This window comes from Leucobacter sp. (assembly GCF_053528595.1).
In genome coordinates this window covers 1-24401 of sequence record NZ_JAIVPF010000066.1, presented here as the reverse complement: position 1 = coordinate 24401, position 24401 = coordinate 1, and the positions used below count along the sequence as shown (strand labels likewise).

Annotated in this window: 22 protein-coding genes; 19 read left to right on the top strand and 3 right to left on the bottom strand. The window is 70.5% G+C overall.

Features of this window, described 5'->3' with window-relative positions:
* Positions 1-72 precede the first annotated feature (72 nt).
* Positions 73-345, bottom strand: a complete 273-nt coding sequence (locus tag ACWKZU_RS13820) for a mycoredoxin (protein WP_449282911.1) — start codon at positions 343-345, stop codon at positions 73-75.
* A 303-nt stretch (positions 346-648) separates the two neighbouring features.
* Here ACWKZU_RS13820 and ACWKZU_RS13815 point away from each other — a divergent pair, with 303 nt between their 5' ends.
* The 14 genes from ACWKZU_RS13815 to ACWKZU_RS13750 all read left to right on the top strand — a co-directional run bounded on the left by ACWKZU_RS13815 (position 649) and on the right by ACWKZU_RS13750 (position 15739).
* Positions 649-1992: an anion permease gene (locus ACWKZU_RS13815; protein ID WP_449282910.1), complete on the top strand. Its 1344-nt coding sequence runs from the start codon at positions 649-651 to the stop codon at positions 1990-1992.
* Positions 1989-2288, top strand: a complete 300-nt coding sequence (locus ACWKZU_RS13810) for a hypothetical protein (protein WP_449282909.1) — start codon at positions 1989-1991, stop codon at positions 2286-2288. Before ACWKZU_RS13815 ends, ACWKZU_RS13810 begins: the two co-directional genes overlap by 4 nt.
* A gap of 156 nt (positions 2289-2444) precedes the next feature.
* Positions 2445-3845, top strand: coding sequence for an aldehyde dehydrogenase family protein (locus tag ACWKZU_RS13805; protein ID WP_449282908.1), 1401 nt, complete (start codon positions 2445-2447; stop codon positions 3843-3845).
* Between the two features lie 50 nt (positions 3846-3895).
* Positions 3896-5101: an AI-2E family transporter gene (locus ACWKZU_RS13800; RefSeq protein WP_449282907.1), complete on the top strand. Its 1206-nt coding sequence runs from the start codon at positions 3896-3898 to the stop codon at positions 5099-5101.
* Complete coding sequence (gene ilvA, locus ACWKZU_RS13795) at positions 5098-6342, top strand: threonine ammonia-lyase (RefSeq protein ID WP_449282906.1); 1245 nt, start codon at positions 5098-5100, stop codon at positions 6340-6342. The genes ACWKZU_RS13800 and ilvA overlap by 4 nt, the downstream gene beginning before the upstream one ends.
* Before the next feature lie 159 nt (positions 6343-6501).
* Positions 6502-8229, top strand: coding sequence for a peptide ABC transporter substrate-binding protein (locus tag ACWKZU_RS13790; RefSeq protein WP_449282905.1), 1728 nt, complete (start codon positions 6502-6504; stop codon positions 8227-8229).
* Positions 8222-9190, top strand: coding sequence for an ABC transporter permease (locus tag ACWKZU_RS13785; protein WP_449282904.1), 969 nt, complete (start codon positions 8222-8224; stop codon positions 9188-9190). Before ACWKZU_RS13790 ends, ACWKZU_RS13785 begins: the two co-directional genes overlap by 8 nt.
* Positions 9183-10088, top strand: coding sequence for an ABC transporter permease (locus ACWKZU_RS13780; RefSeq protein ID WP_449282903.1), 906 nt, complete (start codon positions 9183-9185; stop codon positions 10086-10088). Before ACWKZU_RS13785 ends, ACWKZU_RS13780 begins: the two co-directional genes overlap by 8 nt.
* Complete coding sequence (locus tag ACWKZU_RS13775; protein WP_449282902.1) at positions 10088-11095, top strand: ABC transporter ATP-binding protein; 1008 nt, start codon at positions 10088-10090, stop codon at positions 11093-11095. Before ACWKZU_RS13780 ends, ACWKZU_RS13775 begins: the two co-directional genes overlap by 1 nt.
* A complete protein-coding gene (locus ACWKZU_RS13770; RefSeq protein WP_449282901.1) occupies positions 11092-12093 on the top strand; it encodes an ABC transporter ATP-binding protein in 1002 nt (333 codons plus the stop codon). The genes ACWKZU_RS13775 and ACWKZU_RS13770 overlap by 4 nt, the downstream gene beginning before the upstream one ends.
* Positions 12090-13190, top strand: coding sequence for a C45 family autoproteolytic acyltransferase/hydolase (locus tag ACWKZU_RS13765; RefSeq protein ID WP_449282900.1), 1101 nt, complete (start codon positions 12090-12092; stop codon positions 13188-13190). The genes ACWKZU_RS13770 and ACWKZU_RS13765 overlap by 4 nt, the downstream gene beginning before the upstream one ends.
* 21 nt (positions 13191-13211) lie before the next feature.
* Complete coding sequence (locus tag ACWKZU_RS13760; protein WP_449282899.1) at positions 13212-14075, top strand: hypothetical protein; 864 nt, start codon at positions 13212-13214, stop codon at positions 14073-14075.
* Positions 14068-14979, top strand: coding sequence for a MurR/RpiR family transcriptional regulator (locus tag ACWKZU_RS13755; RefSeq protein WP_449282898.1), 912 nt, complete (start codon positions 14068-14070; stop codon positions 14977-14979). Before ACWKZU_RS13760 ends, ACWKZU_RS13755 begins: the two co-directional genes overlap by 8 nt.
* Positions 14980-15061: 82 nt before the next feature.
* Entirely contained in the window at positions 15062-15739 is a 678-nt protein-coding gene (locus ACWKZU_RS13750; protein WP_449282897.1) for an FMN-binding negative transcriptional regulator, read from the top strand.
* A gap of 84 nt (positions 15740-15823) precedes the next feature.
* Here the strand turns inward: ACWKZU_RS13750 and ACWKZU_RS13745 are convergent, their stop codons facing one another.
* Complete coding sequence (locus ACWKZU_RS13745) at positions 15824-16462, bottom strand: TetR/AcrR family transcriptional regulator (RefSeq protein ID WP_449282896.1); 639 nt, start codon at positions 16460-16462, stop codon at positions 15824-15826.
* Between the two features lie 63 nt (positions 16463-16525).
* On the opposite strand from ACWKZU_RS13745, the gene ACWKZU_RS13740 reads away from it, so the two are divergent.
* The 3 genes from ACWKZU_RS13740 to ACWKZU_RS13730 are packed head-to-tail and all read left to right on the top strand — an operon-like array spanning position 16526 to position 20976.
* Positions 16526-17917, top strand: a complete 1392-nt coding sequence (locus ACWKZU_RS13740) for an amidase (protein ID WP_449282895.1) — start codon at positions 16526-16528, stop codon at positions 17915-17917.
* Complete coding sequence (locus tag ACWKZU_RS13735) at positions 17914-19335, top strand: APC family permease (RefSeq protein WP_449282894.1); 1422 nt, start codon at positions 17914-17916, stop codon at positions 19333-19335. The genes ACWKZU_RS13740 and ACWKZU_RS13735 overlap by 4 nt, the downstream gene beginning before the upstream one ends.
* Positions 19336-19386: 51 nt before the next feature.
* Complete coding sequence (locus ACWKZU_RS13730; RefSeq protein ID WP_449282893.1) at positions 19387-20976, top strand: AMP-binding protein; 1590 nt, start codon at positions 19387-19389, stop codon at positions 20974-20976.
* A 20-nt stretch (positions 20977-20996) separates the two neighbouring features.
* Here the strand turns inward: ACWKZU_RS13730 and ACWKZU_RS13725 are convergent, their stop codons facing one another.
* Positions 20997-21602 carry a TetR/AcrR family transcriptional regulator gene (locus ACWKZU_RS13725; RefSeq protein WP_449282892.1) on the bottom strand — a complete coding sequence of 202 codons (606 nt, stop codon included), beginning with the start codon at positions 21600-21602 and terminating at the stop codon, positions 20997-20999.
* Between the two features lie 215 nt (positions 21603-21817).
* On the opposite strand from ACWKZU_RS13725, the gene ACWKZU_RS13720 reads away from it, so the two are divergent.
* Positions 21818-23533, top strand: a complete 1716-nt coding sequence (locus ACWKZU_RS13720; RefSeq protein WP_449282891.1) for an amidohydrolase — start codon at positions 21818-21820, stop codon at positions 23531-23533.
* A 186-nt stretch (positions 23534-23719) separates the two neighbouring features.
* On the top strand, positions 23720-24401 hold a 682-nt coding region (locus ACWKZU_RS13715; protein WP_449282890.1), incomplete at its 3' end, for an APC family permease.

The window sequence follows — 24401 nt, the reverse complement described above, 5'->3', positions numbered from 1 at the left end:
TCAGCAGTCGTCGCCTCGAAGCCTTCTTGGTGACATCTACTGACGCGCGAATGGGGGTCGGGGCGGTGGCGGCTATCCGAGCCGGGCCTGCACCTCCGGCAGGGAGGGGTTCGTCGCCGTGGTGCCGTCGGGGAAGACGAGCGTCGGCACGACCGCGTTGCCGCCGTTGACCGACTTCACGAGCTCCTCGGTGCCGGGGGTGTCCTCGATGTTGACCACCGTGTAGCCGATGCCGGTCTTGTCGAGCATCAGCTTGAGGCGCTTGCAGTACCCGCACCAGTCGGTCGAGAACATGGTGACCGCTCCCTGCTCGGGGACGAAGTCGTTCAGATCCGCGGTGCTCATGCCGCCTCCTCGATGTCGATGTGGGGCAAGCCTATCCCCGGCGCTCGGGAGCGGGCCGAGAGCGACCCCGCCGGGAGCGGGCCGGAGCGGCGCCCCGGGAGGGGATGCACGGCCCGGTGCGGTCCGGGCGCGTTCTCGGGTAAACGGAAGGTGAACGGGGGTGCCTCAGCTTGACCTCCCGGAATCGAGGTGAAACCATGAATACGGCGCGCCAGCGGCCATCTCCGGGCACCGGGAAATCGGTGAACGGCAGGTGACTTCGCGGGTGTTCCAAGGACCTCTGATCCCGAACGAAAGACGCCGGTGGAAATCACCCTCATCGTGCTGCTGGTCATCGCACTGGCGCTCTTCTTCGACTTCACCAACGGCTTCCACGACACCGCCAACGCGATGGCCACCCCCATCGCGACGGGGGCGCTGAAGCCGAAGACCGCGGTGCTGCTCGCCGCGATCCTCAACCTCGTCGGCGCCTTCCTCTCGACGGAGGTGGCCAAGACCATCTCGGGCGGGCTCATCAACGAGGGCGACGGCGGAGTGCTCATCACGCCGGAGATGATCTTCGCGGGCCTGATCGGCGCCATCGTCTGGAATCTGCTGACCTGGCTCTACGGGCTGCCCTCGAGCTCCTCGCACGCGCTCTTCGGCGGCCTCATCGGCGCTGCGATCGTCGGCGCGGGCATCAACGCGATCAACGGCGGCGTCTTCCTCTCGAAGATCCTGATCCCGATGCTCGCGGCCCCGCTGACCGCCGGCATCGTCGCCTTCACGGCGACCCGCGTGGCCTACGCCATCACCCGCCGCCACGACGGCAAGAAGGACGGTCGCGGCCGCTTCCGGTACGCCCAGATCGCCTCGTCGTCGCTCATCGCACTGGCCCACGGCACCAACGACGCGCAGAAGACGATGGGTGTGATCACCCTCACGCTCGTCGCCGCGAACCTGCAGGAGCCCGGCACCGGCCCCCACTTCTGGGTCATCGCGGCCTGCGCCCTGGCGATCGCGTTCGGCACCTACTCGGGCGGCTGGCGCATCATCCGCACCCTCGGCGCGGGCCTCACGCAGGTGAAGCCGGCGCAGGGCTTCGCCGCGGAGACGAGCACCGCCGCCACGATCCTCGCCTCGAGCCACCTGGGCTTCGCGCTCTCGACGACGCAGGTCGCCTCCGGCTCGGTCATCGGCTCGGGACTCGGTCGCCGTGGATCGAGCGTGCGCTGGCGCGCGGTGGGCCGCATCGGACTCGGCTGGCTCTTCACCCTTCCCGCCTCGGGCGCGGTCGCCGCGGTGGCGGCGCTGATCGCCCACATCGGTCCCGTCGGCATCCTCATCGACGCGGTGCTCGGGTTCGGCTTCATCCTCTTCATCTTCTGGCGATCCAAGCGCAACAAGGTCGACCACTCCAACGCGATCCCGGTGCCCGACGTGGCGGAGTCGGGATACGCCGTGCGCATCCGCAAGGGCAAGGTGAAGCCCCTCAAGACCAAGACCGGCACCATCCCGCCGCTGACCCCGGTGGCGCAGTCGGCCGTGCGCGACGACATCGCGGCGCGCGAGGCCGAGAAGGCGGCGCGCGAGGCGCAGGCGGCTGAGGCGCAGGCGGCCGAGCTCGCGGGCCGGACCGACGACGCGGAGCGGGGGAGTGCACGATGAACATCGACTGGATGGCGTTCCTGATCGTCTTCGCCGCGGCCCTGCTCTCGGCGGTGTTCGTGGTCACCCTGTACTCGCTCGGGATCCGCTTCCTCGCGACCCCGGCGCCGCCGGTGCGCCTCGAGGACGGCACCTTCGCGCCCAACGGACCCTCGCGCGACGACGAGGACGACGACGTCGACGACATCGGCCGCCCCCGGTGGGCGACGATCGCGGCCAACGCCTGCTTCGGGCTGTCGGTGCTCGTGGTGCTCGTGGGGATCTTCCTCATCATCCCGGCGCTGCACTTCTGGTGATCGCGGTTCGACCCGCCGGCTGAGCGGAGCCCGGTTCGCGAGAGGATCGCGACGCTCCGCGTCGCCCGTGTTGGTGCGCCGCCGTGTGCGGCGAGTTCGCGAGAGGATCGCGACGCTCCGCGTCGCTCTTGCCTCTCGCGCAGGTAGGGTGGGCGCATGAGCGACCACACGGATCGGATCCCCGGCCTCGTCGCCGGCCTGCGGCACGGCTTCGAACGCGGGATCACCCGCCCCGAGCGCTGGCGGCGGGAGCAGCTGCAACGACTGCGCACCCTGCTCATCGAACGCGGCGACGACTTCGAACGCGCGCTGCACGACGACCTGGGCAAGTCGGGCACCGAGGCGCAGCTCACCGAGATCGGCTTCCTCGTCGCCGAGATCGACCACGCGCTGCGGCGCCTCTCCCGCTGGATGCGCCCGGAACGGGTGGGGGTGCCCCTCGCGGCCCAGCCGGCGGCCGCGCGCGTCGTCCCCGAGCCGCTGGGCGTGGTACTGGTCATCGCCCCCTGGAACTACCCGCTGATGCTCGCGCTGTCACCCGTCGTCGGTGCGCTCGCGGCCGGCAACGCAGTCGTGATCAAGCCGAGCGAGCTCGCGCCGGCGATCTCCTCGCTCGTCGCCCGTCTGGTACCGGACGCGCTGGATCGGCGCGCCGTCGCCGTGATCGAGGGCGGCGTGGCCGAGACCACGACGCTGCTCGAGCAGCGCTTCGACCACATCTTCTACACCGGCAACGGGCGCGTGGGCCGCATCGTGGCCCGCGCCGCCGCCGAGCACCTCACGCCGATCACCCTCGAACTCGGCGGCAAGTCGCCCGTGTACGTCGACGAGACCGCGCCGCTCGCCGAGACCGCCAAGCGCATCGCCTGGGGCAAGTTCATGAACGCCGGCCAGACCTGCGTGGCCCCGGACTACGTGCTCGGCCGGCCGGAGGTGCTGCAGCGCCTGGCCCCGGCGATCGGCGACGCCGTGCACGAGCTCTACGGCAGCGCCAGCGCGCGCAACCCCGACTACGGGCGCATCGTCAACGACGCCCAGTTCGAGCGCCTGCGCGGCTACCTCGACGACGGCCGGGTCGAGGTCGGCGGCGACCACGACGCCGCGAGCCGCTTCATCGCGCCCACGGTGCTGTCCGGCGTCTCGCGCGACTCCGCGGTGATGCGCGACGAGATCTTCGGGCCGATCCTGCCGCTCGTCGAGGTCGCGGATCTCGACGACGCCCTCGACTTCGTCACCGGGCGGGACAAGCCGCTCGCCGCCTACGTCTTCAGCGAGGATCACGGCACCCGGAGGCGCTGGGAGCGCGAGACCAGCTCGGGCGCGCTGAACTTCGGCGTGCCGGTGCTGCACCTCGTGGCGCCCGAGCTGCCGTTCGGCGGGGTGGGGGAGAGCGGCATGGGCGCCTACCACGGCGAGCGCTCCTTCCGCGTGTTCAGCCACGAGAAGGCCGTGCTCTCGAAACCCCTCGCGCCCGACACGCTGGGCCCGACCATCATGCCGCCCTTCACCGCGCAGAAGAACACGCTCGTGCGCCGCTGGCTGCGCCGGCTCATGTGACCGAGCGGGGTATCACCGAACCGACATGCTGTCGTGAGTAGGATTGTGCCGTGGAAGAGCGCAGAAGCGAGGCCCGGGGCCCCGCACCGGAACCGGCCGACGACGCCGCGCACGAGCTGCCGCTCGGTGTGAGGGTCGCCGCCGCGTGGTCGTGGCGGCTGATCCTGATCGGGCTCGCGTTGGCGGGCTTCCTGTGGCTCGTGGTGCAGGTGCGCATCATCGTGATCCCGCTGCTCGTCGCCATCCTGCTCACCGCTCTGCTCGCTCCCGTCGTGCAGTGGTTCGAGCGCCAGGGCGCTCCGCGCTGGCTGGGCGTGGTGACCGCCCTCGCGATCTTCGGCGCCGCGGTGTGGATCCTCATCACCCTCATCACCACGCAGCTGCGCAACGGCTTCGAGGACGTGGCCAGACGCTCCGAGGAGGTCTGGTGGGAGGCCCTGCACTGGGCCGAGGCGACGTTCGGGATCTCGGCGGCGGAGATCGAGACCTTCACCGGCCAGATCTGGAAGACCATCGAGGGGCACCAGTCCGAGATCTGGAGCGGGGCGCTCGGCGTCGCGACGACCGCGGGTCAGCTCATCACCGGCGCGCTGCTCACCGTCTTCTCCCTCATCTTCATGCTCATCGACGGCAAGCGCATCTGGTTCTGGGTGGTCGGCTTCCTGCCCGCGAAGGCGCACGCCCCCGTCGACGCCGCCGGCCGCGCCGGCTGGATCTCGGTCGGCCAGTACGTGCGCGTGCAGATCTTCGTCGCCTTCGTCGACGCCGTCGGCATCGGCGCCGGCGCGGCCCTGCTCGGCGTGCCGCTCGCGATCCCGATCGCGATCCTCGTCTTCCTGGGATCGTTCATCCCGTTCCTCGGCGCCATCACCACCGGCGCCCTCGCCGCATTCATCGCGCTCGTCTACAACGGGCCAGTGAACGCGCTCATCATGCTGGGCGTGGTGATCCTCGTCAACCAGATCGAGGGCCACGTGCTGCAGCCGTTGGTCATGGGCAGCGCCGTCAAGGTGCACCCGCTGGGCGTGGTGCTCGCCGTCTCGACGGGCGCGCTGCTCGCGGGCATCCCGGGCGCCCTCTTCGCCGTTCCCATCGCGGCGTCGGCCAACTCCATCGTCAACACGCTGGTGAGCAGGCAGTGGGAATCCGGTTCGGATCCCGTCGCCGACTACCACCGGCGGGAGAAGATACATCACCGGGCCCGTCACCGGGCCCGCGCGCTCGCCAGGCGGCAGCGCAAGGAAGGACAGTCATGACCGAGGCTCAGCCGGCCCTCGTGCTGGAGGACTTCGAACGCGCGATCGACGTCGTGCACCGGGTGACCCAGCGCACACCGCTGGAGTCGTCGCGGTACCTCGCCGAGATCCTGGGGGTGCCGAAGGTCTACCTGAAGTGCGAGAACCTGCAGCGCACCGGTGCGTACAAGCTGCGCGGCGCCTACAACCGCCTCACGCAGCTGTCGGACGAGGAGCGGGCCAGGGGAGTCGTCGCGGCCTCGGCCGGCAACCACGCGCAGGGTGTGGCCTTCGCGGCGCGAGAGCTCGGGATCAAGGCCACCATCTTCATGCCGCTCGGCGTGGCCCTGCCCAAGCTGCAGGCGACCCGGGGCTACGGCGCGGAGGTGGTGCTCGAGGGCGCCACCTTCGACGAGACCAACCGGGCGGCGCAGCAGTTCGTCCAGGAGACCGGTGCGCTCTTCGTGCCGCCGTTCGACGATCCCGCGGTGATCGTGGGGCAGGGCACCGTTGCGCTCGAGATCCTCGAGGCGGCCCCGGAGATCGAGACGATCATCGTGCCCATCGGCGGCGGTGGGCTCATCTCGGGTGTGGCGGCGGCGGCCAAGCAGCACGCCGCGCGCGCGGGTCGGCCGATGCGCATCATCGGCGTGCAGTCCGAGAACGCCGCGCCCTTCAAGTCCTCCCTCAAGGCCGGCCGGCCCGTCACCATCGAGACGCGGCCGACGATCGCCGACGGCATCGCGGTCGCCCGCCCGGGTGAGCTCAACTTCGAGATGGTGCGCGAGTACGTCGACGAGGTCGTGACGGTGAGCGACGACGACATCGCGCGCGCCATCGTCATGCTGCTCGAGCGCGCCAAGCTGGTCGTCGAGCCGGCCGGCGCGGCGGGCGTCGCCGCGATCCTCGCGGGCAAGGCGCACGCGAGCGGCGTCACGGCGACCATCCTCTCGGGTGGCAACATCGATCCGCTGCTGCTGCAGCGCGTGATCGGGCACGGCCTCGCCGCGTCGGCGCGATACCTCAAGCTGCGCATCCTGCTGCCGGACGTTCCCGGCCAGCTGGTGCGGACGGCGTCGATCGTGGCATCGCAGAACGCGAACGTGGTCGAGGTGATCCACACCCGTCACGCGACCGAGCTGCCGGTCAGCGAGGTGGAGCTCGAACTGCACATCGAAACCCGCGGCCACGAGCACGGCGACGCCGTGGCCCAGGCCCTGCGCGACGCCGGCTACTCGGTGCGGGTGGGCGAGCGGTACTGACGCAGCCGTCGAGCATCGAGGCGACCCGGGGGAGACCCCGGGTCGCCTTTTTCGTCGCGCCGGGAAACCGTTGTAGTGCTTGCGCTACTAAATGCTAGTCTGTAGTATCTGCTACAAGCGTACGACTGTACGACACCGCTTCGACGCAAGGATTCGACGATGAACTCCAAACGCCCTATTCGGACATCCCTCCGCGGCCGCGCGCTTCGCGCGGGTGCGGCCGTCGCCGCCGCGACGCTCGGCCTGGGCATGGTCGCCTGCGCCCCCGCGGGCAACGCATCCTCGGGCGGGAGCGGCGGCGATCGCGCGCTCATCGCCCTGGTCCAGGAGCCCGGGGTGCTGAACTACCTCTTCGCCTCCCAGAGCGGCGCCGAACTCACCCGCGCCCTCGTGCAGGAGCCGATGTTCATGATCTCGGAGTCGGGGGAGTACGAGCCGTGGCTCGCCGCGGAGATCCCCACGCTCGACAACGGCGGCATCTCCGAGGACGGCAAGACGGTCACCTTCACGATCAAGGAGGGCGTCACCTGGTCCGACGGCGAGGATTTCACCGCCGAGGATCTCGCCTTCACCGTCGCGGCGGTCCAGGATCCCGCCTCGCTGATCGTGACCGACCCGGAGTACGGCGCCATCGAGGCCACTCGGGTGATCGACCCGCAGACGCTCGAGGTCACCTTCTCGACCCCCACTCCCTCGTTCCTCAACCTGTTCCAGGTGACCCTGCCCGAGCACGAGTTCGACTCCCCGGCGATCGAGGAGAGCGATCCGCAGGTGCGGCTCCCGCTCGGCACCGGGCCGTTCGTGCTCGAGGAGTGGAAGTCCGGCGACAGCATCACCCTCGACCGCAACGACGACTACTGGGTCGACCCGGAACTGCCCAAGCTCGACGGCGTGACCGTCAAGATCACCCCGGATCGCGAGTCCACCATGACGGCCTTCGCCGGCGGCGAGTACGACTCGGTGTTCTTCTTCACCGGCGCCGACTTCGAGAACCTCACCCAGCAGGAGGCGGATGGCGCGCCGATCACCACCAGCATCAGCGAGGAGCCCTGGTTCGTCGAGTGGCTCTGGCTGAACCACAGCGACGGCGGTGAACTCGGCACGCCCCACCCCGTCCTCGGCGATCCCGCGATCCGCGAGGCCATCGACCGGGGCATCGACCGGCAAGCCATCATCGATGACGTGCTCGGCGGTTTCGGGTCCCTCACCGGCAGTTTCCTCTACTCCGGCGTCGGGTCGGTGCCCTCGGAACCGGCCGCGTTCGATCCGGACGCCGCCGCGAAGGCGCTCGACGACGCCGGCTGGGCACTCGGGTCCGACGGCGTCCGCGAGAAGGACGGCGTGCGCGCCAGCCTGAAGTTCCAGACCATCGCGGGCGACCACGTCCGCGAGCTGTACCAGCAGCTCATCCAGCAGAACCTGGCCGAGATCGGCATCGAGGTGAAGATCGAGAACGTCCCCTCGAACCGGCTCTTCGACAGCCGCGATCAGGGCGGTCTCCTCGCGACCGGCGATTTCGACCTGGCGATGTCCCGCGACGGCTACGCCCCGGATCCCACGACCTGGATCTCGCAGTTCACGACGGCCTCGATCCCGAGCGATGACAACCCGTCGGGGATCTCGGCGAGCTGGTGGAGCAATGCGGACTACGACCGGCTCGTGCAGGAGGCGTCGAGCGAGATGGACGCCGAGAAGCGGAGCGCCATCCTCGGCGAGATCGACACCCTGTTCACGGAGGAGCGGGTCGCGATCCCGCTCTACGCCGGGATCAACGGGATGGCCTGGAACTCGCGGCTGACGGGGGTGGACACCGGCTCCTGGTTCGGCGCCTGGACGTCGGAGAGCATTGCGAACTGGGAGGTCGCCGGAGCGGGCAGCGATGGCTGACTACCTGATCCGTCGCCTGCTGCAGGCGGTGCCGCTGCTCATCGCGATCAGCATCATCGTCTTCGCGCTCCTGCAGATGACACCGGGCGGGCCGCTCTCCGTGGGCGAGGGCGGCTCCAACCCGGCGGCCGCGGCGCAGATGGCGAAGATCCGCGAGCAGTACGGGCTGAACGATCCGATCCCGGTGCAGTACCTGCGGTGGATCGGGGGAGTCGTCACGGGCGACTGGGGCGAGTCGTTCAAGACCGGGCAACCGGTGCTGCAGGTGATCGGGGAGCGCGTGGGGGTCACCCTCACCGTCTCCGGGCTCGCCTTCCTGCTGTCGACGGTGCTCGCACTCGTCATCGGCGTGGTCGCCGCGGTCAACCGCCAGTCGGCCTTCGACTACACGACCACCGGCCTCTCGTTCATCGGACTCGCCACCCCGAGCTTCTGGTTCGCGCTGATGCTCGTCTACGTGTTCTCGTTCCAGCTCGGGTGGCTCCCCGCCTCCGGCCTGCAGGACCTGCGTGCGGGCTACACCGGCTTCGACGGCGTGATCGACCGGATCCGCCACCTGATCCTGCCGGTCGCCGTGCTGAGCCTCGTGAGCGTCGCGAGCCTCACCCGGTACGTGCGCTCGTCGATGCTCGACGTGCTCGCGCAGGACTACATCCGCACGGCGCGGGGCAGCGGACTCGCAGAGCGCACGGTCATCGTCGGCCACGCCCTGAAGAACGCGGCCATTCCCGTGACGACCGTGGTGCTCCTCAGCATCCCGGAGATCTTCCTCGGCGCGGTCATCACCGAGACCATCTTCGGGCTCCCCGGGATGGGGCGCCTCTTCATCGAGTCGGCCAACGAGCGGGACTACCCGGTGCTGCTCGGGCTGCTCATGATCGCGGCCCTGCTCGTCGTCATCGCCAATCTCGTCGCGGACCTCGTCTACGCGCGACTCGACCCGAGGATCAGCTATGCCTAGCCCCACCACCGGCGCGGTGGGCGCGGCCGTCGCACGCGTCCGCCCGCGCACCTCCCGTCCCGCAGGCTTCCTGCGCCGCTTCATGCAGCACCGGCTCGCGGTCGCGGGCGCGATCACCCTCCTCGTCATCGTGCTCGCCGTCGTGATCGGGCCGTTCCTCGTCCCGTTCGCCCCGGAGGGGGTCGACCTCGCCGCCAAGAACCAGGCGCCGTCGCTCACCCACTGGATGGGGACCGATGAACTCGGGCGCGATCAGCTGTCCCGGGTGCTGACCGGCGGACGTCTCACGCTCTCGGTCGCGGCGGCGGCGGTCATCGCCTCGCTCGTCCTCGGCGTCACGATCGGCGCCATCGCCGGGTACTGCGGCGGCATCGTCGACAACCTGCTCATGCGGATCGTCGACGTCTTCTACTCCCTTCCGGCGCTCTTCGTCGTGATCCTGCTCGTCACGCTCATCGGGCCCAGCTTCTGGGCCATCGTCATCTCGATCGCCCTGTTCAGCTGGATGAACACGGCGCGACTCGTGCGCGCCGCCTGCCTCGCGGAGAAGCAGCAGGAGTTCGTCTCCGCCGCCCGGGGGCTCGGGGCCCGCGACCTCCGGCTGGCGACCGTGCACGTGCTGCCCGGCGCGATCACCCCGATCGTCGTCACCGCGACCCTCGGGATCGCCGCGGCGATCCTCGCGGAGTCCGCGCTGTCGTTCCTCGGCATGGGCTTCCAGCCGCCGGAGTCGACCTGGGGCGCGCTGCTGAACCAGTCGGTGAAGTCGGTCATCACCCAGGGGCACTGGTGGCGGGGCTTCTTCCCGGGGCTCATGATCTTCCTCGTCGCCCTCGCCGTGAACTACATCGGCGACGGTCTCGGGGACGCGCTCGATCCGCGACGGAGGAGGAACTGATGCCTGAATCGCTGCTCAGCATCGACGGGCTGGGAGTCGAGTTCCGCTCGGAGGGCCGCCCGCTCGTCGCCGTCGACGGGGTCAGCCTCGAACTCGCCCGCGGCGAGGCGCTCGCGATCGTGGGGGAGAGCGGGTCCGGGAAGTCGGTCTCCTCGCTCGCACTCATGGGGCTGCTCCCGCGCACGGGCGTCCGTCTGTCCGGTTCCGCGCGCTTCGACGGCATCGAGCTGATCGGAGCGGACCCGCGCGCCCGCCGCATCCGCGGCGACCGCGTCGCGATGATCTACCAGGACGCGATGACGGCGCTCAACCCGACGCTCACGATCGGCAAGCAGTTCGCGCTGGTCCTCCGGGCCCACGGCGAGCGGCGCCGGGGCGCGATCACGGCGAGGACCGTCGCGATGCTCGAGCGCGTCGGGATCTCGAATCCGGGCGAGCGCCTCGGCTCCTACCCGCACCAGTTCTCCGGCGGTCAACTGCAGCGGATCATGATCGCGCTGGCGCTGATCGGAGAACCGGAGCTCCTGATCGCGGACGAGCCGACCACGGCGCTCGACGTCACCGTGCAGGCGCAGATCGTCGATCTGGTGATGGGACTCCGCGCCGAGCTGGGCATGGCGGTCATCTGGATCACCCACGACCTCAGCGTCATCGCGAGACTCGTCGACCGGATCGCGGTCATGTACGCGGGACGGCTGGTCGAGGAGGGGCCGGTGGCCGAGGTGCTGCTCCGCCCCGCGCATCCCTACACGGCGGGGCTCATCGCATCGCTGCCGCGCATCGACCGGCCCTCGCAGCGGCTCGAGCCGATCCCCGGAGGACTCCCGACCGTCACCGAATCGGAGCCGCTCTGCCGCTTCGCGGACCGCTGCCCCCTGGCTTCGAGCCGCTGTCGCGAGGCGTTGCCGCCCGCGGTGCGGATCGGCCCCGGTCACAGCGCGTCCTGCATCCACCCGCTCAGGCCGGCGGCCGACCGCCGGCCCGCACACCAGGAGGCCGCATCATGACGAACGCGTCACCGGACGTCCTCGTCCGCGTCGAGGACGTCGCGAAGGAGTACCCGATCAAGGGCGGGATCATGCGCCGCACGGTGGGCAACGTGCACGCGGTCTCCGGAGTCACCCTCGAGGTCAGGCGGGGAGAGACCCTCGGCCTCGTCGGCGAATCGGGATCCGGCAAGTCCACTCTCGGACGGATGCTCGTGCGGCTCGAAGCGCCCACCGCCGGTTCGATCCGGATCGGGGACTCGGATCCGGATCGTCCGCCGACTCCGGCGGAGCGCCGTCGCGCCCAGCTCGTCTTCCAGAATCCGCAGACCTCGCTCAACCCGCGGGTCAGCATCGGCGGCTCGATCGCCGAGCCGCTCCGCGTGCACCGGAGTCTTCCGGCCCGGGAGATCCCGGATCGCGTCGCGGAGCTGCTCGAACTCGTCCGGCTGCAGCCCTCGTTCGCGGACCGCCTGCCGTTCGAGCTGTCCGGCGGGCAGCGGCAGCGCGTCGGCATCGCCCGGGCGCTCGCCTGCGATCCCGAGTTCCTGGTGCTCGACGAGTCGATCGCCTCGCTCGACGTCTCCGTGCAGGCGCAGATCATCAATCTGCTCACGGACCTGCAGCGCGACCTGGGGCTGAGCTACGTCTTCATCACCCATGACCTGTCCGTCGCGCGGCACATCAGCGACCGGATCGCCGTGATGTACCTCGGGCAGATCGTCGAGCTCGGACGGGCTGAAGACGTGATCCAGCGCCCGCAGCACCCGTACACGAGGGCTCTCCGCTCGGCGATCCCGGTGCCGGATCCGGAAGCGGACGCCGTGCGCGACCGGATCGTGCTCGGCGGCGAGATCCCGAGCCCCGTCACCCCGCCGAGCGGCTGCCGCTTCCGCACACGCTGCCGCTTCGCCACGGAGCTCTGCGCGGCGGAGCAGCCCGAACTCGTTCCGCTTCCCGGCGACGGCCCGGTATCCGTCGCCTGCCACCACCTCTCGACCGTTCAGGAGTCCTCATGACCGTCCATCTTCCGCGCTTCACCTTCTCCGGGTCGCCCGAGGAGATCGGCCGCCGGTACGGCGAGTCCTGCCGCGACGGGATCGGGCTCCATCTCGACCGGCTCCGCGAGCGTTTCGAGGCGAGCGGGATCCCGGCCGATCGCGCCGCCGATCGTTCGCTCGAGTACCGGGAGGCGGTGCGCGCGGTGTCGCCCGACCTGGACGAGGAGCTGGCCGGTCTCGCCGACGGGGCTGGGATCTCGCTCGGCGAGGCGTACCTCCTGCAGCTCCGGGCGGAGATCTACGCCGACCTCGTCGGGGATCTCGAAGCCTCCAACGAGTGCACGACCTTCGCCTTCGAGCCCGAGGCCACCGCCACCGGCACCACGTTCACCGGGCAGAACGCCGATCTCCCCGCCATGTACCGGGACCTCCTCGTGGTCGTCGAGTTCCGTCCCACGGGCGGACCGGCGATCCTCATGGTCGTGCCGGCCGGGCAGATCTCCTACATCGGGATCAACGACGCCGGGCTCTCGGCCTTCGCGAACTTCCTGACCTGCGAGGGCTGGCGCACCGGGTACCCGCGGTATCTGTTCACCCGGTTGGCCCTGCAGCACCGCGACCTCGACTCCGCGATCGCCGCCGTCGAGTCCCTCGATCGCGCGTCGTCGCGGAACCTGCTCCTGCAGGGCGGCGGCAGGGCCGTCGACCTGGAGAACACCCCCGACCGGATGACCCGGCTGCTCCCCGAACGGGGGCGGATCTTCCACTCGAACCACTACCTCTCGGAGGAGCTGCGCGGCGAGGAGCGCTCGGTCGGCGACCGCCTGCGCAACTCCGAGATCCGGTATCGCCGGATCGCCGAGCTCTCGGATCCCGCCTCGGGTCCGGTGGGCCGCGAGAGGATCGCCGAGATCATGCGCGATCGGCAGGATCCGGAGAACGCCATCTCCGTGCAGTCCGACGACCGGCACGAGTTCGGCGAGTACATGACGGTCTGCGGGGTCATCGCCGAGCCGGAGGCGGGCCTCCTGTGGGTGAGCGCCGGTCCGCCGTCGCAGCACCCCTATGCCGCCGCCGGCTTCCAGGGCGCCGAACTTCCCGACCACACCCTCTGAACCCGAACGAAGGAGTCACGCATGCGCACCACCCCCGGCCACGGCCGAGACCTCAGCTACTACCACTTCGGGCAGACGCCGTTCTTCGCGGCGCAGGCCGATCAGCGATTCTCGTACTGCCTCGCCGTACCCGACGGGTACGAAGAGGACGGCGACGAGCGGCTCGACCTGCTCGTCCTGGTCCACGGCACGGAGCGCAACCCGGTGGCCTATCGCGACCTCTTCACCGCGTTCGCGAACGAGCACCGGTGCATCGTGCTCGCTCCGCTCTTCCCGGTCGGGATCATCGAGCCCGGCGAGTTGCACAGCTACAAGTACCTCGAGTTCCACGGGATCCGCTTCGACGAGATCCTGCTGAGCATGGTCGACGAGGTCGCGGCGCTGTACCGAGTCGACGTCGACCGCTTCATGCTCGGCGGATTCTCGGGCGGCGGGCACTTCACGCACCGCTTCTACTACCGGCACCCGGATCGCCTGCACGCCATCTCGATCGGAGCCCCGGGAGTGGTCACGCTCGTAGACGAGACCCGCGACTGGCCGATCGGCACGCGGAACCTCGAGGAGGTGCTCGGGCGAGGGATCCGGCTCGAGGCGATGCGCGACGTCGCCGTGCAGATGCTCATCGGCGGGCTCGACACCGAGACGTGGGAGATCGCGACCGGCCCCGACTCGCCCTTCTACCTCGCCGGGGTGAACGACGAGCGAACGAACCGGCAGCAGAAGATGCGGGCGCTCATGGACGACTTCGCGGCGCACGGCATCGCGAGCGAGCAGGCGATCGTGCCCGGCGTCGGACATAATGCCTATGAGATGGTTCCGGCGGTGACGGACTTCTTCGCGCGGGCGCTCGCGCGGCGACGGGACTCGGAAGGACGACATGACTGACGCTGCGCCGACCCCGGTCCCCGACGGCGCGGCGACGCTGTCCGAGCGGATCGCGGCTCTCGAGGGGGAGCTCAGCCCGGCGGAGCGCCGGGTGGCGACGTTCATCGGCGAGAACCCCGAGCACGTGCTCTACCTGAGCGCCCAGCGGATCGCCCGGCAGGCGCGGACGAGCGACGCGACCGTGGTGCGGACGGCGAAGACCCTCGGCTACTCCGGGCTCGGGGACCTGAAGCGCAGCATCGGGCTGAGCATGTCGCCGGTCGTCCATCCCGCGACGCGGCTCGAACGGCGGCTGCAGGCCGCGCAGGGGGATCCCGAGCACGATCTGCTCGGGCAGGTGAGCGTCGATGCGGTGGAGCGCATCGAGACGACATTGGGCCTGGTGCCCGCGGAGGCGCTCACGGCGTTCATCGACCGCCTGTTCGAGGCCCGGAGCGTCTTCACCTTCGGCACGGGTGTGTCGAGCACCGCTGCGGAGTACGCGGCGAAGAAGTTCTCCCGCCTCGGCCTGATCGCGCGGCACATCGGGGGCATGGGATTCGACATCGCCGACGACCTCATGCAGCTCCGCGAGGGCGACTGCGTCGTCGTGTTCTGCCCGGGGCGGCTCTTCCGCGAGATCGAGGTCATCCTGGACCGCGCGGAGCGGCTCGGCGTGCCGGTGCTGCTCGTCACCTCGGGTCTGCCGCCGGAGGTGAGGGAGCGGATGGCCGTGATCATCGACCTCGCCGCCTCGCCCGGCGGGTTGACGGGCGAGACGCTCATGCCGCTCCTGCTCGTGGACGCGATCCTGCTGGGACTCGGGGCGCGGGACCGGACACGTGCGACGTCCTCGTCGAGACTGCTCAACGAGACCCGGCGGCTCATCGAGACGCGCGACGGCGGCCTGCTCCGCTACCGCTGAGCCCGGCTGCGGCGTACCGGTGGCGACGCCGCGCCCCGCTCGGTACAGTGTACGAAACAGTTCGTGGCGTCGAGGAGGACCCGTGTACCAGCCGGTTGAATTCCAGATCGAGGACCCCGCCTTCGCGGAGGACCTCATCGGACGGCACCCGTTCGGAGTGCTCGTCGGCATCTCGGGCGGAGCCCTCGGAGCGGCGCACCTGCCGTTCCAGCTCGTCGGAGAGGGAGCGGATCGTGTGCTCGAGGGGCACGGCGCGATCCGGAACGCCCTGCTCACCGGCATCCCCGACGGGGCCGAGGTGCTCGTCGTGTTCTCGGGCCCCCACAGCTACATCACCCCGGGGGTGTACCGTGCGGAGCCCGACGTGCCGACCTGGAACTACACGGCCGTGCACGTGCGGGGGCGGTACCGGCGCCTGCCGGCGGCGGACAACCCGGGTGTGCTCGAGCGCACCGTGCGGCACAACGAGGTCGGCGCGATGGGGTCGGGGTGGTCGACGAGCACCATGAGCCGGGAGGATCTCGCGTCGCTCGCCCGCGGCGTCGTCTCCTTCCGGATCGAGATCGACGAGATCTCCGCCGCGCGCAAGCTCAGCCAGGACAAGCTCCAGGCCGACGTCGACGCCGTCGAGGCGCACCTCGACGCGTGCCCGTTCGGGAGCGCCCGGGCGGTCGCCGATGACATGCGCGCCGCGAAGGTGCGGGGGCGCAGCGGGGATCCGAGCACCGATCCCTCGACCTGGCTCGGGCCGCTCGAGTGAGCGGTTCCGCCGGGCGGTCGCGGCGGAGCCGGTCGTGCTGCGCGCGCAGGATGACCGGGAGCACGCCGGCGGAATCTCGGAGCGCTAGGCCGCGTCCCGCCGGGCGAACTCCTGCTCGAACCCGAGGATGAAGACCTCCAGCCCGCGCTCGAAGAGCTCGGGCGCCCGGAGCCGCTGCAGCGCGAGGTCGCGCTCGGTGGTCGGGTGCCGATCCTCGACCGCCGAGCGGACGCTCACCGCGAAGTATCCCGTGAGATAGGCGTCGAGCGCGCTGAAGACCTCGGCCGCCCGCTCGGCGGTGAGCCCCGCGCGCTCGATCGCGGCGAGGAGCCCGTGGAGATGCGAGGCCACGGGCTCGACCTCGTAGGGCGCGAGGCCGAGGAGCTCGTGGGAGCGCGGATAGGCGAAGGCGAGGTCCCGGTACGCGGAGCAGAGGTCGCGGGCGAGCTGCTGCCACGACGGGAAGTCGTGCGCCGCGATCTCGGGGAGCCGGCTGCGCGCGATGAGCTCCGAGACGATCGCGCGGGTGAGGTCGTCGCGGTTCTGCACGTAGGAGTACAGGCTCATGGTGCCGCAGCCGATCTCCCGGGCGAGATGGCGCATCGACAGGCGCTCCACGCCGTGCCGCTCGATGTAGGAGATCGCCGCGTCGGTGATGATCCTGCGGGAGAGCGGCACGCTCTGACGAAGCGGTTGCGGATCGGGGTCTTGACGTGGGCTCATTCTTGTAGTGTAGTTTTCGTACACTGTACGGAGGCGCAACGCAGCGCCTCAGGAGGGATGCCGATGACGATCTATCTCACCGCCGCCGAGGCGACCGGACTGTTCGAGCGCCGCGAGCTCTCGCCGGTCGAGCTCCTCGACGAGGTCTTCGCCCGCGCCGACGCCGTGGAACCGGTGATCAACGCGTTCACCGAGCGGCTGCGCGACGAGGCCCGCACCGCCGCCCGCGAGTCGGAGCGGCGATTCCGCGAGGGGACGCAGCGCCCGCTCGAGGGGATCCCGCTCGCGCTCAAGGACGAGCAGCCCATCGCCGGGCGGCTCCAGCAGGACGGATCGCTCCTCTGCCGCGGGGCCGTCGCCGAGATCACGCATCCCGTCGTCGAACGCGTCTACGGAGCCGGCGCCGTCGTGCACGCCCGGACGACGACCCCCGAGTTCTGCGCCGCAGCGGTCACGCACACCGAGCTGTGGGGCGTGACGCGGAACCCGCACAATCCCGAGTTCTCACCCGGGGGCTCTTCCGGCGGCTCCGGCGCCGCGCTCGCCGCGGGCACCGCCGTGCTCGCGACGGGCTCGGACATCGCCGGTTCGATCCGGATCCCGTCCGCCTACTGCGGCACGGTCGGCTTCAAGCCGCCCTATGCGCGCGTTCCCGGCATCGCGCCGTTCAACGCCGACTCCTACTGCGCCGACGGTCCGATGGGCCGCTCCGTCGCCGACGTCGCCGCGCTGCAGAACGTGATCGTCGGCCGGTGGCGCGGCGACCAGGCCTCGCTCCGCGACAATCCCGTGCTCGCCCCCGTCGCCGGCAGCCTCGCCGGCACGAGGATCGCGCTGAGCCTCGCGCTCGGCGCCTTCGATCCGGACCCGGTCGTGATCGCCAACACCCTGGCGTTCGCCGATGCGCTCCGCGGCGCCGGAGCCGTGGTCGAGGAGGTGGAGCTGCCCTGGACCTCGGAGCAGATGTCCGAGCTCCTGTGGGCGCACTTCAACGCGATCATGGGGGCGTCGGTCGAGTCCCTCATCGACGGCGACCCGGAGCGGGCCGCCCGGCTCATGCCGTACACGCGGGCCTTCGTCGGGCGCGCGGCCGCGCCCCGGATCGGCTACGCGGAGGGGCTCGTGGGCGAGAACGCCTTCTACCGCCCGCTCGGCGAGCTGTTCGAGGACTACGACGCGCTCCTGTGCCCGACCCTCGCGAACACCGGGTTCGCCGCGGACGATCCGTGCACCGACACCCCGGCGATGCTCGACGCCATGATGACGATGCCCTTCAACATCGTGGGCCGCGTGCCGGTGCTCTCCGTGCCGTCGGGACGCGCGCCCAACGGCCTCCCCACCGGGGTGCAGATCGTCGGCCGCCCCTACGACGACGCGACCGCCTTCCGGATCGGCGCAGCAGCGGAGGCCGAACTCGGCCTGTGGACCTCTCGGGATTGGTGGCCTTCGCGATGACCGCTCAGCACGACGCCGGCGCAATCGTCGGCTCGAACCGCCTCGTTCCGCAGCTCTCGTACTCGGGGCTCGTGATCTTCGGCGTCTCCTACATGGCGCCGGCCATCGTCATCGCCACCTTCGGGGTGATCGCGGTGCTGTCCGAGGGGGCGACGGTGCTCGCCTACGCCGTCGCCACCGTCGCGATGCTGCTCACCGCGCTCAGCTACGGCAAGCTCGCGCGGGCCTTCCCCGCCTCGGGCTCGATCTACACCTACGCGCGCGGCACGCTCGGCTCGCACGCCGGCTTCCTCGCCGGCTGGGTGATCCTGCTCGACTATCTGTTCCTGCCGATGGTCGCCTGGCTGATCACGGGCCTCTACATCTCCGCCCAGTTCCCGTTCCTCCCGTCCTGGGGGTGGGGGCTCGTCATCATCGCCGTCACGACCGTCGTGAACGTCATCGGGCTGCGCCTCGCGGACGGGCTCAACCGCGTGCTGCTCGTCATCGTGCTCCTGGCCGTCGCGGCCGCCGTCATCGGCGGCACGGTGTTCGCGGCGAGCGCGGGCCACGCGGTCGCGCCGGCCCTGCTCCCCGCCGATCTGGCACTGCCCGCCGTCGTCGCCGGAGCCGCGGTCGCCGCCTACTCCTTCCTCGGATTCGATGCGGTGTCGACCCTCAGCGAGGAGGTGAAGGACGCGAGGCGGAATGTGCCCCGGGCCATCGTCGCAGTCGTCCTCATCGGCGGCGGCATCTTCATCCTCGTCGCCTTCGTGCTGCAGTGGGCCCATCCCGGATTCGACTTCGCGGCGCCGGACACCGCCGGATTCGAGATCATGGGCGTGATCGGCGGCCCGGTGTTCGCCGGATTCGTCAACGCGGCGATGCTGATCGGAACCATCGCGTCCTGCCTCGCGGTGCAGGCGAGCGGCAGCCGGCTGCTGTTCGTGATGGGTCGCGACGGCGTCCTGCCGCGCCGGATCTTCGGCCGGCTCTCCGCCCGCTTCCGCACCCCGGTCGCGAGTCTCCTGATCATCGCGGTGATCGGCGTGGCCGGGCAGTTCTTCACCGTCGGCGACGCGACCTCGCTCATCAACTTCGGGGCGTTCCTCGCGTTCGCGACCGCGAACGTCTGCGTGATCGTGCTGTGGCGGCGGGCGTCCGACCGTCCGCGCACCGCCGGGGGAGTCATCGGGTGGATCCTCGTCCCGATCGTCGGAGCGGTCGTCGACCTGTTCCTGCTGGCGAATCTCAGCCCGCTGGCGCTCGGCATCGGCAGCGCCTGGGTCGTGCTCGGACTCGTCGTCCTCGCCGTGCTCACCCGGGGATTCCGGCGCCCCGTCCCGAGCATCGATCTCGCCGCGGCCGAGAACGTCCCGTCCGGGACGGCGCCCGCGGCTGCGACCGCGGAGTCCGAATCCCTGGCCCCGCGCGCCTGAACACATCCCCGCTGAGGCGGTCGAGGACGACCGCCGGACCAGGAGGTCACCATGTACACCAGCCCGTACGCCGACGTCGAGATTCCGGACGTCTCCGTCCATGAGTTCCTCTTCGGCTCCCTGCAGCCGGAGGAGCTCTCGTGCACCGCGCTCATCGACTCCGCGACCGGGGCCGAGACGAGCTACGGCGAGCTCGCCGCTCAGATCGACGCGTTCGCCGGAGCGCTCGCGGCCCGGGGCGCCGGCCTCGGCACGGTCGTCGGTCTGCTCTGCCCGAACGCCCCGGCCTTCGCCACGGTCTTCCACGGCGCACTCCGGCTCGGGGCGGTCGTGACGACGCTGAACTCGCTCTACACCGCCGGGGAGATCGAGAAGCAGCTCGGAGATGCCGGAGCCGAGTGGCTGATCACGGTCTCGCAGCTGCTCCCGCAGGCGAGGATCGCGGCGGCGGCGGCCGGGATCTCCGACGAACGGCTGATCGTGCTCGACGGGGCCGAGGGCCACCCCTCCCTCGGGGACCTGCTGTCGGCGGGGGAGCGGCCGCCCGAGGTCTCCTTCGATCCGGCGACCCATCTGGCGGTGCTGCCCTACTCCTCGGGCACGACCGGGGTGCCGAAGGGCGTCATGCTCACGCATCGCAACCTCGTCGCGAACGTGTCCCAGTGCGGACCCGTCATCGATGTGGAACGCGACGATCGTGTGCTCGCGGTGCTGCCGTTCTTCCACATCTACGGCATGACGGTGCTGCTGAACCTGGCGCTGCGCGCCCGGGCCGCGCTCGTGACGATGCCGAGGTTCGACCTGGTCGCGTTCCTGACCGCGATCCAGGAGCACCGCTGCACCTACGTGTTCATCGCGCCGCCGATCGCGGTCGCGCTCGCGAAGCACCCCGTGGTGGACGACTTCGACATCTCCAGCGTGCGGACGCTGCTCTCCGGAGCGGCGCCGCTCGACGGGGAGACGGGCGAGGCGGCCTCGCGCCGCATCCACGCGCGGATGCTGCAGGGATTCGGGATGACGGAGCTCAGCCCGGTGTCGCACGTCATCCCGCCGCAGCGCACCGATCTGCCGGTGAGTTCGATCGGGGTCCTGCTGCCGAACCAGCAGGCCAGGCTCGTCGACGTCGCGACCGGCGCCGAGGTGACCGAGGACGACCGGCCGGGGGAGCTGTGGGTACGCGGCCCGAACGTCATGCTCGGGTATCTCGATCGCCCGGACGCGACGGCTGAGACCCTCGACGCAGACGGCTTCCTGCACACCGGCGATGTCGCGGTGCATCGCGCCGACGGCTCGTTCACCATCGTCGACCGGGTGAAGGAGCTCATCAAGTACAAGGGCTACCAGATCGCCCCCGCGGAGCTCGAAGCGCTGCTGCTGTCGCACCCGGAGATCATGGACGTCGCGTGCATCGGGGTGCGGAACGAGGACGGCGAGGAGGTGCCGAAGGCGTTCGTCGTCGCGGCTCCGGACAGCGGGCTCGGCGCCGACGAGGTCATGGCGTTCGTCGCCGAGCGGGTCGCCCCTTACAAGAAGGTGCGCCGCGTCGAGTTCGTGGAAGCGATACCCAAGTCGAGCTCGGGCAAGATCATGCGCCGGGACCTCCGCGCGCGCGAGGCCGCAGCGGAGACGACGGCGGCGTAGCCGAGACGCGCCCGCCCCGCTCAGCCCTCTGCGGCGAGCGGGGCGCCCGACTGCTCGGCGAAGAGCCGGATCGCGCGCTGGGCGTCGGCGAGGGTGATGCTGCCGCCGGCCACGATGTGGAGGCCGTAGGCGTCCTCGAGCGCCACGAAGTTCATCGCGACGTCCTCGAGGGGGCCGGTGAGCCGGAACTCGCCCGAGGCCGCGCCCTCCTCGAGGATCCCGCGGTAGAGGGCGAGCTGCTCGCGGTAGAGCCGCTGCACGAGTTCGTCGTGCAGCGGCGACTTCCCCGCGAGCACGTCGAACTCGTAGAGCAGGCGCATGAGCGCGTCGTCCGGGCCCTCGGGGAGACCGGCGGTGATGGCGGTCCCGAGCTTCCGCGCCGCGCCGCGCTGCTGCGCCACGAGCGCCGCACGCTCCTCGCCCACGCGGCGCATGCCGGCGGCGTGGGCCTCGACGAGGATCGCCTCGAGATCCTCGTAGTAGTAGAGCAGCGCGCCCCGGGTGACGCCGGCCTGATTGGCCACGTCGGTGAGCGACAGGTTGCGCAGTCCGTGCGCCGCCGCCGCCGCGAGGGCTGCGTCGACGACTTCTCTGCGGCGCTGCTGCTGCGTGCTCGGTCGGGCCATGACAGTCAGTATGCCAGGGCTCCGAGCCGCCGTGCGCCGTTCGCGTCGGTCCCGCCCGTCTTCCCGGTGGGAGTCGCGTTCTGCTCTGGGGCGGGAGCGGGCCGCAGGGCGGATCCGCGCGAGGGGGAGTTTCTTGACATTTGAGTAAATTAATTTACTCTGGAGTGAAAGAACTTGCCCGCGGCACGATCCCGGGCCCGATCCCTGGAGCTGACATGGCCGTCGACACCCTCTTCACCGGTGGAAGGATCCGCACCTTCGATCCCGAGCAGCCCTGGGCCGAGGCGCTCGGCGTCACCGGCGACCGCATCAGCTACGTCGGCCCGGCCGCCGACGCGCCGGCCGCCCGGCGCACGGTGCAGCTCGAGGGCCGTCTGCTCACGCCCGGCGTCGCCGACACCCACAACCACCTGCTGCTCGGCTTCGACGACCTCGCCGTGAGCCTCGACCAGGTGCAGAGCCTCGACGTGGTGCGCGCCCGCATCGCCGAGTTCGCCGAGACCCATCCCGCGCTCGACTGGATCTGCGCCGAGAACGCGCTCTACTCGGTGGTCGAGGGCCGCCGCCCCAACGCCGACGACCTGGTGGGCGTCACCGACAGGCCGGTGTTCATCACGACCTACGACCAGCACTCGGTCTGGCTCAACCGCCCCGCCCTCGCCAGGCTCGGCATCCTGAACGGCGGCGACATCGCCTGGGGCAACCCCGAGATCGACCCCGCGACGGGCGAGCCCACGGGCTGGGTCACCGACTTCTACACGAGCGCGATGACGATCGACGGCCTCGCCGAGCTGCAGCGCGACATCCCCATGTACTCGCCGGATCGCCGCTACGCGAAGATCGCGAACAGCCTCGACATGGCCGCCCGCTTCGGTATCACGACGGTCGTCGAACCCCAGGTGCCGCTCGCCGAGCTCGACCTCTTCGCCCGTGCCGAGCGCGAGGGCCGGCTCACGAGCCGCACCATCGCCGCGATCTACCACCCGGTGGGCGCCGACGGCGACTTCCGCGCCCGCATCACCGAGGCCATCCGCGAGACCCCGCAGCACGAGCGCTTCAAGCTCGGCCCGGTCAAGCTCTACGCCGACGACGTGATCGAGCCGCACACCGCCGCGATGCTCGAGGACTACGCCAACCGTCCGGGGCACCGCGGCCACACGAGCCTTGAACCCACCGAGTTCACGAAGCTGTTCGTCGAGCTCGATCGCCTGGGCTACCAGGTGCACACGCACGCGACGGGCGACTGGGGGATCCGTCTCACCCTCGACTCGATCGAGGCCGCCCAGCGGGCAGGCGGCCGGGCCGACGCGCGTCACGGGATCGTGCACGTCGAGTGCCTCGCCCCCGAGGACCTGCCGCGCTTCGCCGAGCTCGGCGTGGTCGCGGCGATGCAGCCGCGGCACGCCTCGCCCGACCTCGTGGCCGGCACCTGGATGGAGAACGTGGGCGAGGCCCGCTGGAACCGCGCCTGGCGCTTCCGCTCGATGATCGACTCGGGTGCGCGCGTCACCTTCTCGAGCGACTGGCAGGTGGGGGAGATGGATCCGCTCGTCGGCCTGTACAGCGCCATGACCCGCGCCCGCCTCGACGGCCGGGACGCCTGGACCGCGGAGGAGCGGCTCGATCTCGACCGCGCGCTCGAGGCCTACACGAAGGGCGGGGCCGACGCCTTCCATCACGAGGACGCCCTCGGCGCCCTGCGGGTCGGCGCGCTCGCGGACGTCGTCGTCTGGTCGGGGGACCTCTACGGCATGGAGCCCGCCGAGATCCTCGAGCAGAGCGCCGACCTGACCGTCGTCGGCGGCACCGCGATCCACGACGCCCGCGGCGAGATGGACGGTGCGCGGGCCGCCGCGAACGTGCAGGACCCGGCCGGCGCCGGGCAGAGCTGCAGCGAGCCGGCCGCCGACCACCACTGCCACAGCCACTGACACCGCCCCATCATCCTGCGGCCGCGAAGCGGATCGCAGGATCTCCACCGAGCAGCCGCGATCCTGCGACTCGCTCTGGCACCGTGGGCGCCACCGCGAGATGCGGAAAACGCTGGCGCGTTTCCATTGAGCATCTCGCGCACGCAGGATGACAGGTAGCAACCACGACGAAGTGAAGGAAATCACATGACCACCCTCCCCTCCCGCTCCGGAGTAGCCGTGGGCGACGATCAGATCGCCCACGCCGTCGCCCACGAGCCGGGGCGGCTGAAGCGCTCGCTCAAGCTGCGCCATCTCGTGTTCATCGGCCTCGCCTACATGGCCCCGATGGCCGTGTTCGACATGTTCGGCATCGTCGCCGAGGAGACCGACGGCCACGTGCCGCTCGCCTACCTCGTCGTCATGATCGCGGTGCTGTTCACGGCGTTCAGCTACTCGCGCATGGTGCGCTTCTTCCCGATCGCGGGATCCGCCTACACCTACGCCAAGGAGGCGATCAACGCCCACCTCGGCTTCCTCGTCGGCTGGGTGGCCACCCTCGACTACCTGCTGCTGCCGATGATCAACGCGATCCTGTCGGGGATCTACATGGGGGCGGTGTTCCCGGACGTGCCGTTCTGGGTGTGGGTGCTGCTCACGGTCGGGATCTGCACGGTGCTCAACCTGATCGGCGTGAAGCTGGCGGCGAGCATGAACGTGATCCTCGTCTCGATCCAGCTGGTCGTCGCGGTCGTCTTCGTCGTGCTGACGATCGTGAACATCGTGAACGGGGCGAACGGCGCCGAGTTCACGATCCAGCCCTTCTTCTCGAGCGACATCCAGGCTGCCGCGATCGCCGCCGGCGCCGCGATCCTCGCCCTCTCGTTCC

Bases quoted from the DNA above. Each gene is read 5' to 3' on its own strand.
- ACWKZU_RS13765 (WP_449282900.1), top strand. From the start codon at position 12,090: ATGACCGTCCATCTTCCGCGCTTCACCTTCTCCGGGTCGCCCGAGGAG.
- ACWKZU_RS13725 (WP_449282892.1), bottom strand. From the start codon at position 21,602: ATGGCCCGACCGAGCACGCAGCAGCAGCGCCGCAGAGAAGTCGTCGAC.
- ACWKZU_RS13770 (WP_449282901.1), top strand. From the start codon at position 11,092: ATGACGAACGCGTCACCGGACGTCCTCGTCCGCGTCGAGGACGTCGCG.
- ACWKZU_RS13775 (WP_449282902.1), top strand. From the start codon at position 10,088: ATGCCTGAATCGCTGCTCAGCATCGACGGGCTGGGAGTCGAGTTCCGC.
- ACWKZU_RS13805 (WP_449282908.1), top strand. From the start codon at position 2,445: ATGAGCGACCACACGGATCGGATCCCCGGCCTCGTCGCCGGCCTGCGG.
- ilvA (WP_449282906.1), top strand. From the start codon at position 5,098: ATGACCGAGGCTCAGCCGGCCCTCGTGCTGGAGGACTTCGAACGCGCG.
- ACWKZU_RS13810 (WP_449282909.1), top strand. From the start codon at position 1,989: ATGAACATCGACTGGATGGCGTTCCTGATCGTCTTCGCCGCGGCCCTG.
- ACWKZU_RS13730 (WP_449282893.1), top strand. From the start codon at position 19,387: ATGTACACCAGCCCGTACGCCGACGTCGAGATTCCGGACGTCTCCGTC.
- ACWKZU_RS13785 (WP_449282904.1), top strand. From the start codon at position 8,222: ATGGCTGACTACCTGATCCGTCGCCTGCTGCAGGCGGTGCCGCTGCTC.
- ACWKZU_RS13735 (WP_449282894.1), top strand. From the start codon at position 17,914: ATGACCGCTCAGCACGACGCCGGCGCAATCGTCGGCTCGAACCGCCTC.
- ACWKZU_RS13745 (WP_449282896.1), bottom strand. From the start codon at position 16,462: ATGAGCCCACGTCAAGACCCCGATCCGCAACCGCTTCGTCAGAGCGTG.
- ACWKZU_RS13740 (WP_449282895.1), top strand. From the start codon at position 16,526: ATGACGATCTATCTCACCGCCGCCGAGGCGACCGGACTGTTCGAGCGC.
- ACWKZU_RS13760 (WP_449282899.1), top strand. From the start codon at position 13,212: ATGCGCACCACCCCCGGCCACGGCCGAGACCTCAGCTACTACCACTTC.
- ACWKZU_RS13755 (WP_449282898.1), top strand. From the start codon at position 14,068: ATGACTGACGCTGCGCCGACCCCGGTCCCCGACGGCGCGGCGACGCTG.
- ACWKZU_RS13780 (WP_449282903.1), top strand. From the start codon at position 9,183: ATGCCTAGCCCCACCACCGGCGCGGTGGGCGCGGCCGTCGCACGCGTC.
- ACWKZU_RS13820 (WP_449282911.1), bottom strand. From the start codon at position 345: ATGAGCACCGCGGATCTGAACGACTTCGTCCCCGAGCAGGGAGCGGTC.
- ACWKZU_RS13720 (WP_449282891.1), top strand. From the start codon at position 21,818: ATGGCCGTCGACACCCTCTTCACCGGTGGAAGGATCCGCACCTTCGAT.
- ACWKZU_RS13790 (WP_449282905.1), top strand. From the start codon at position 6,502: ATGAACTCCAAACGCCCTATTCGGACATCCCTCCGCGGCCGCGCGCTT.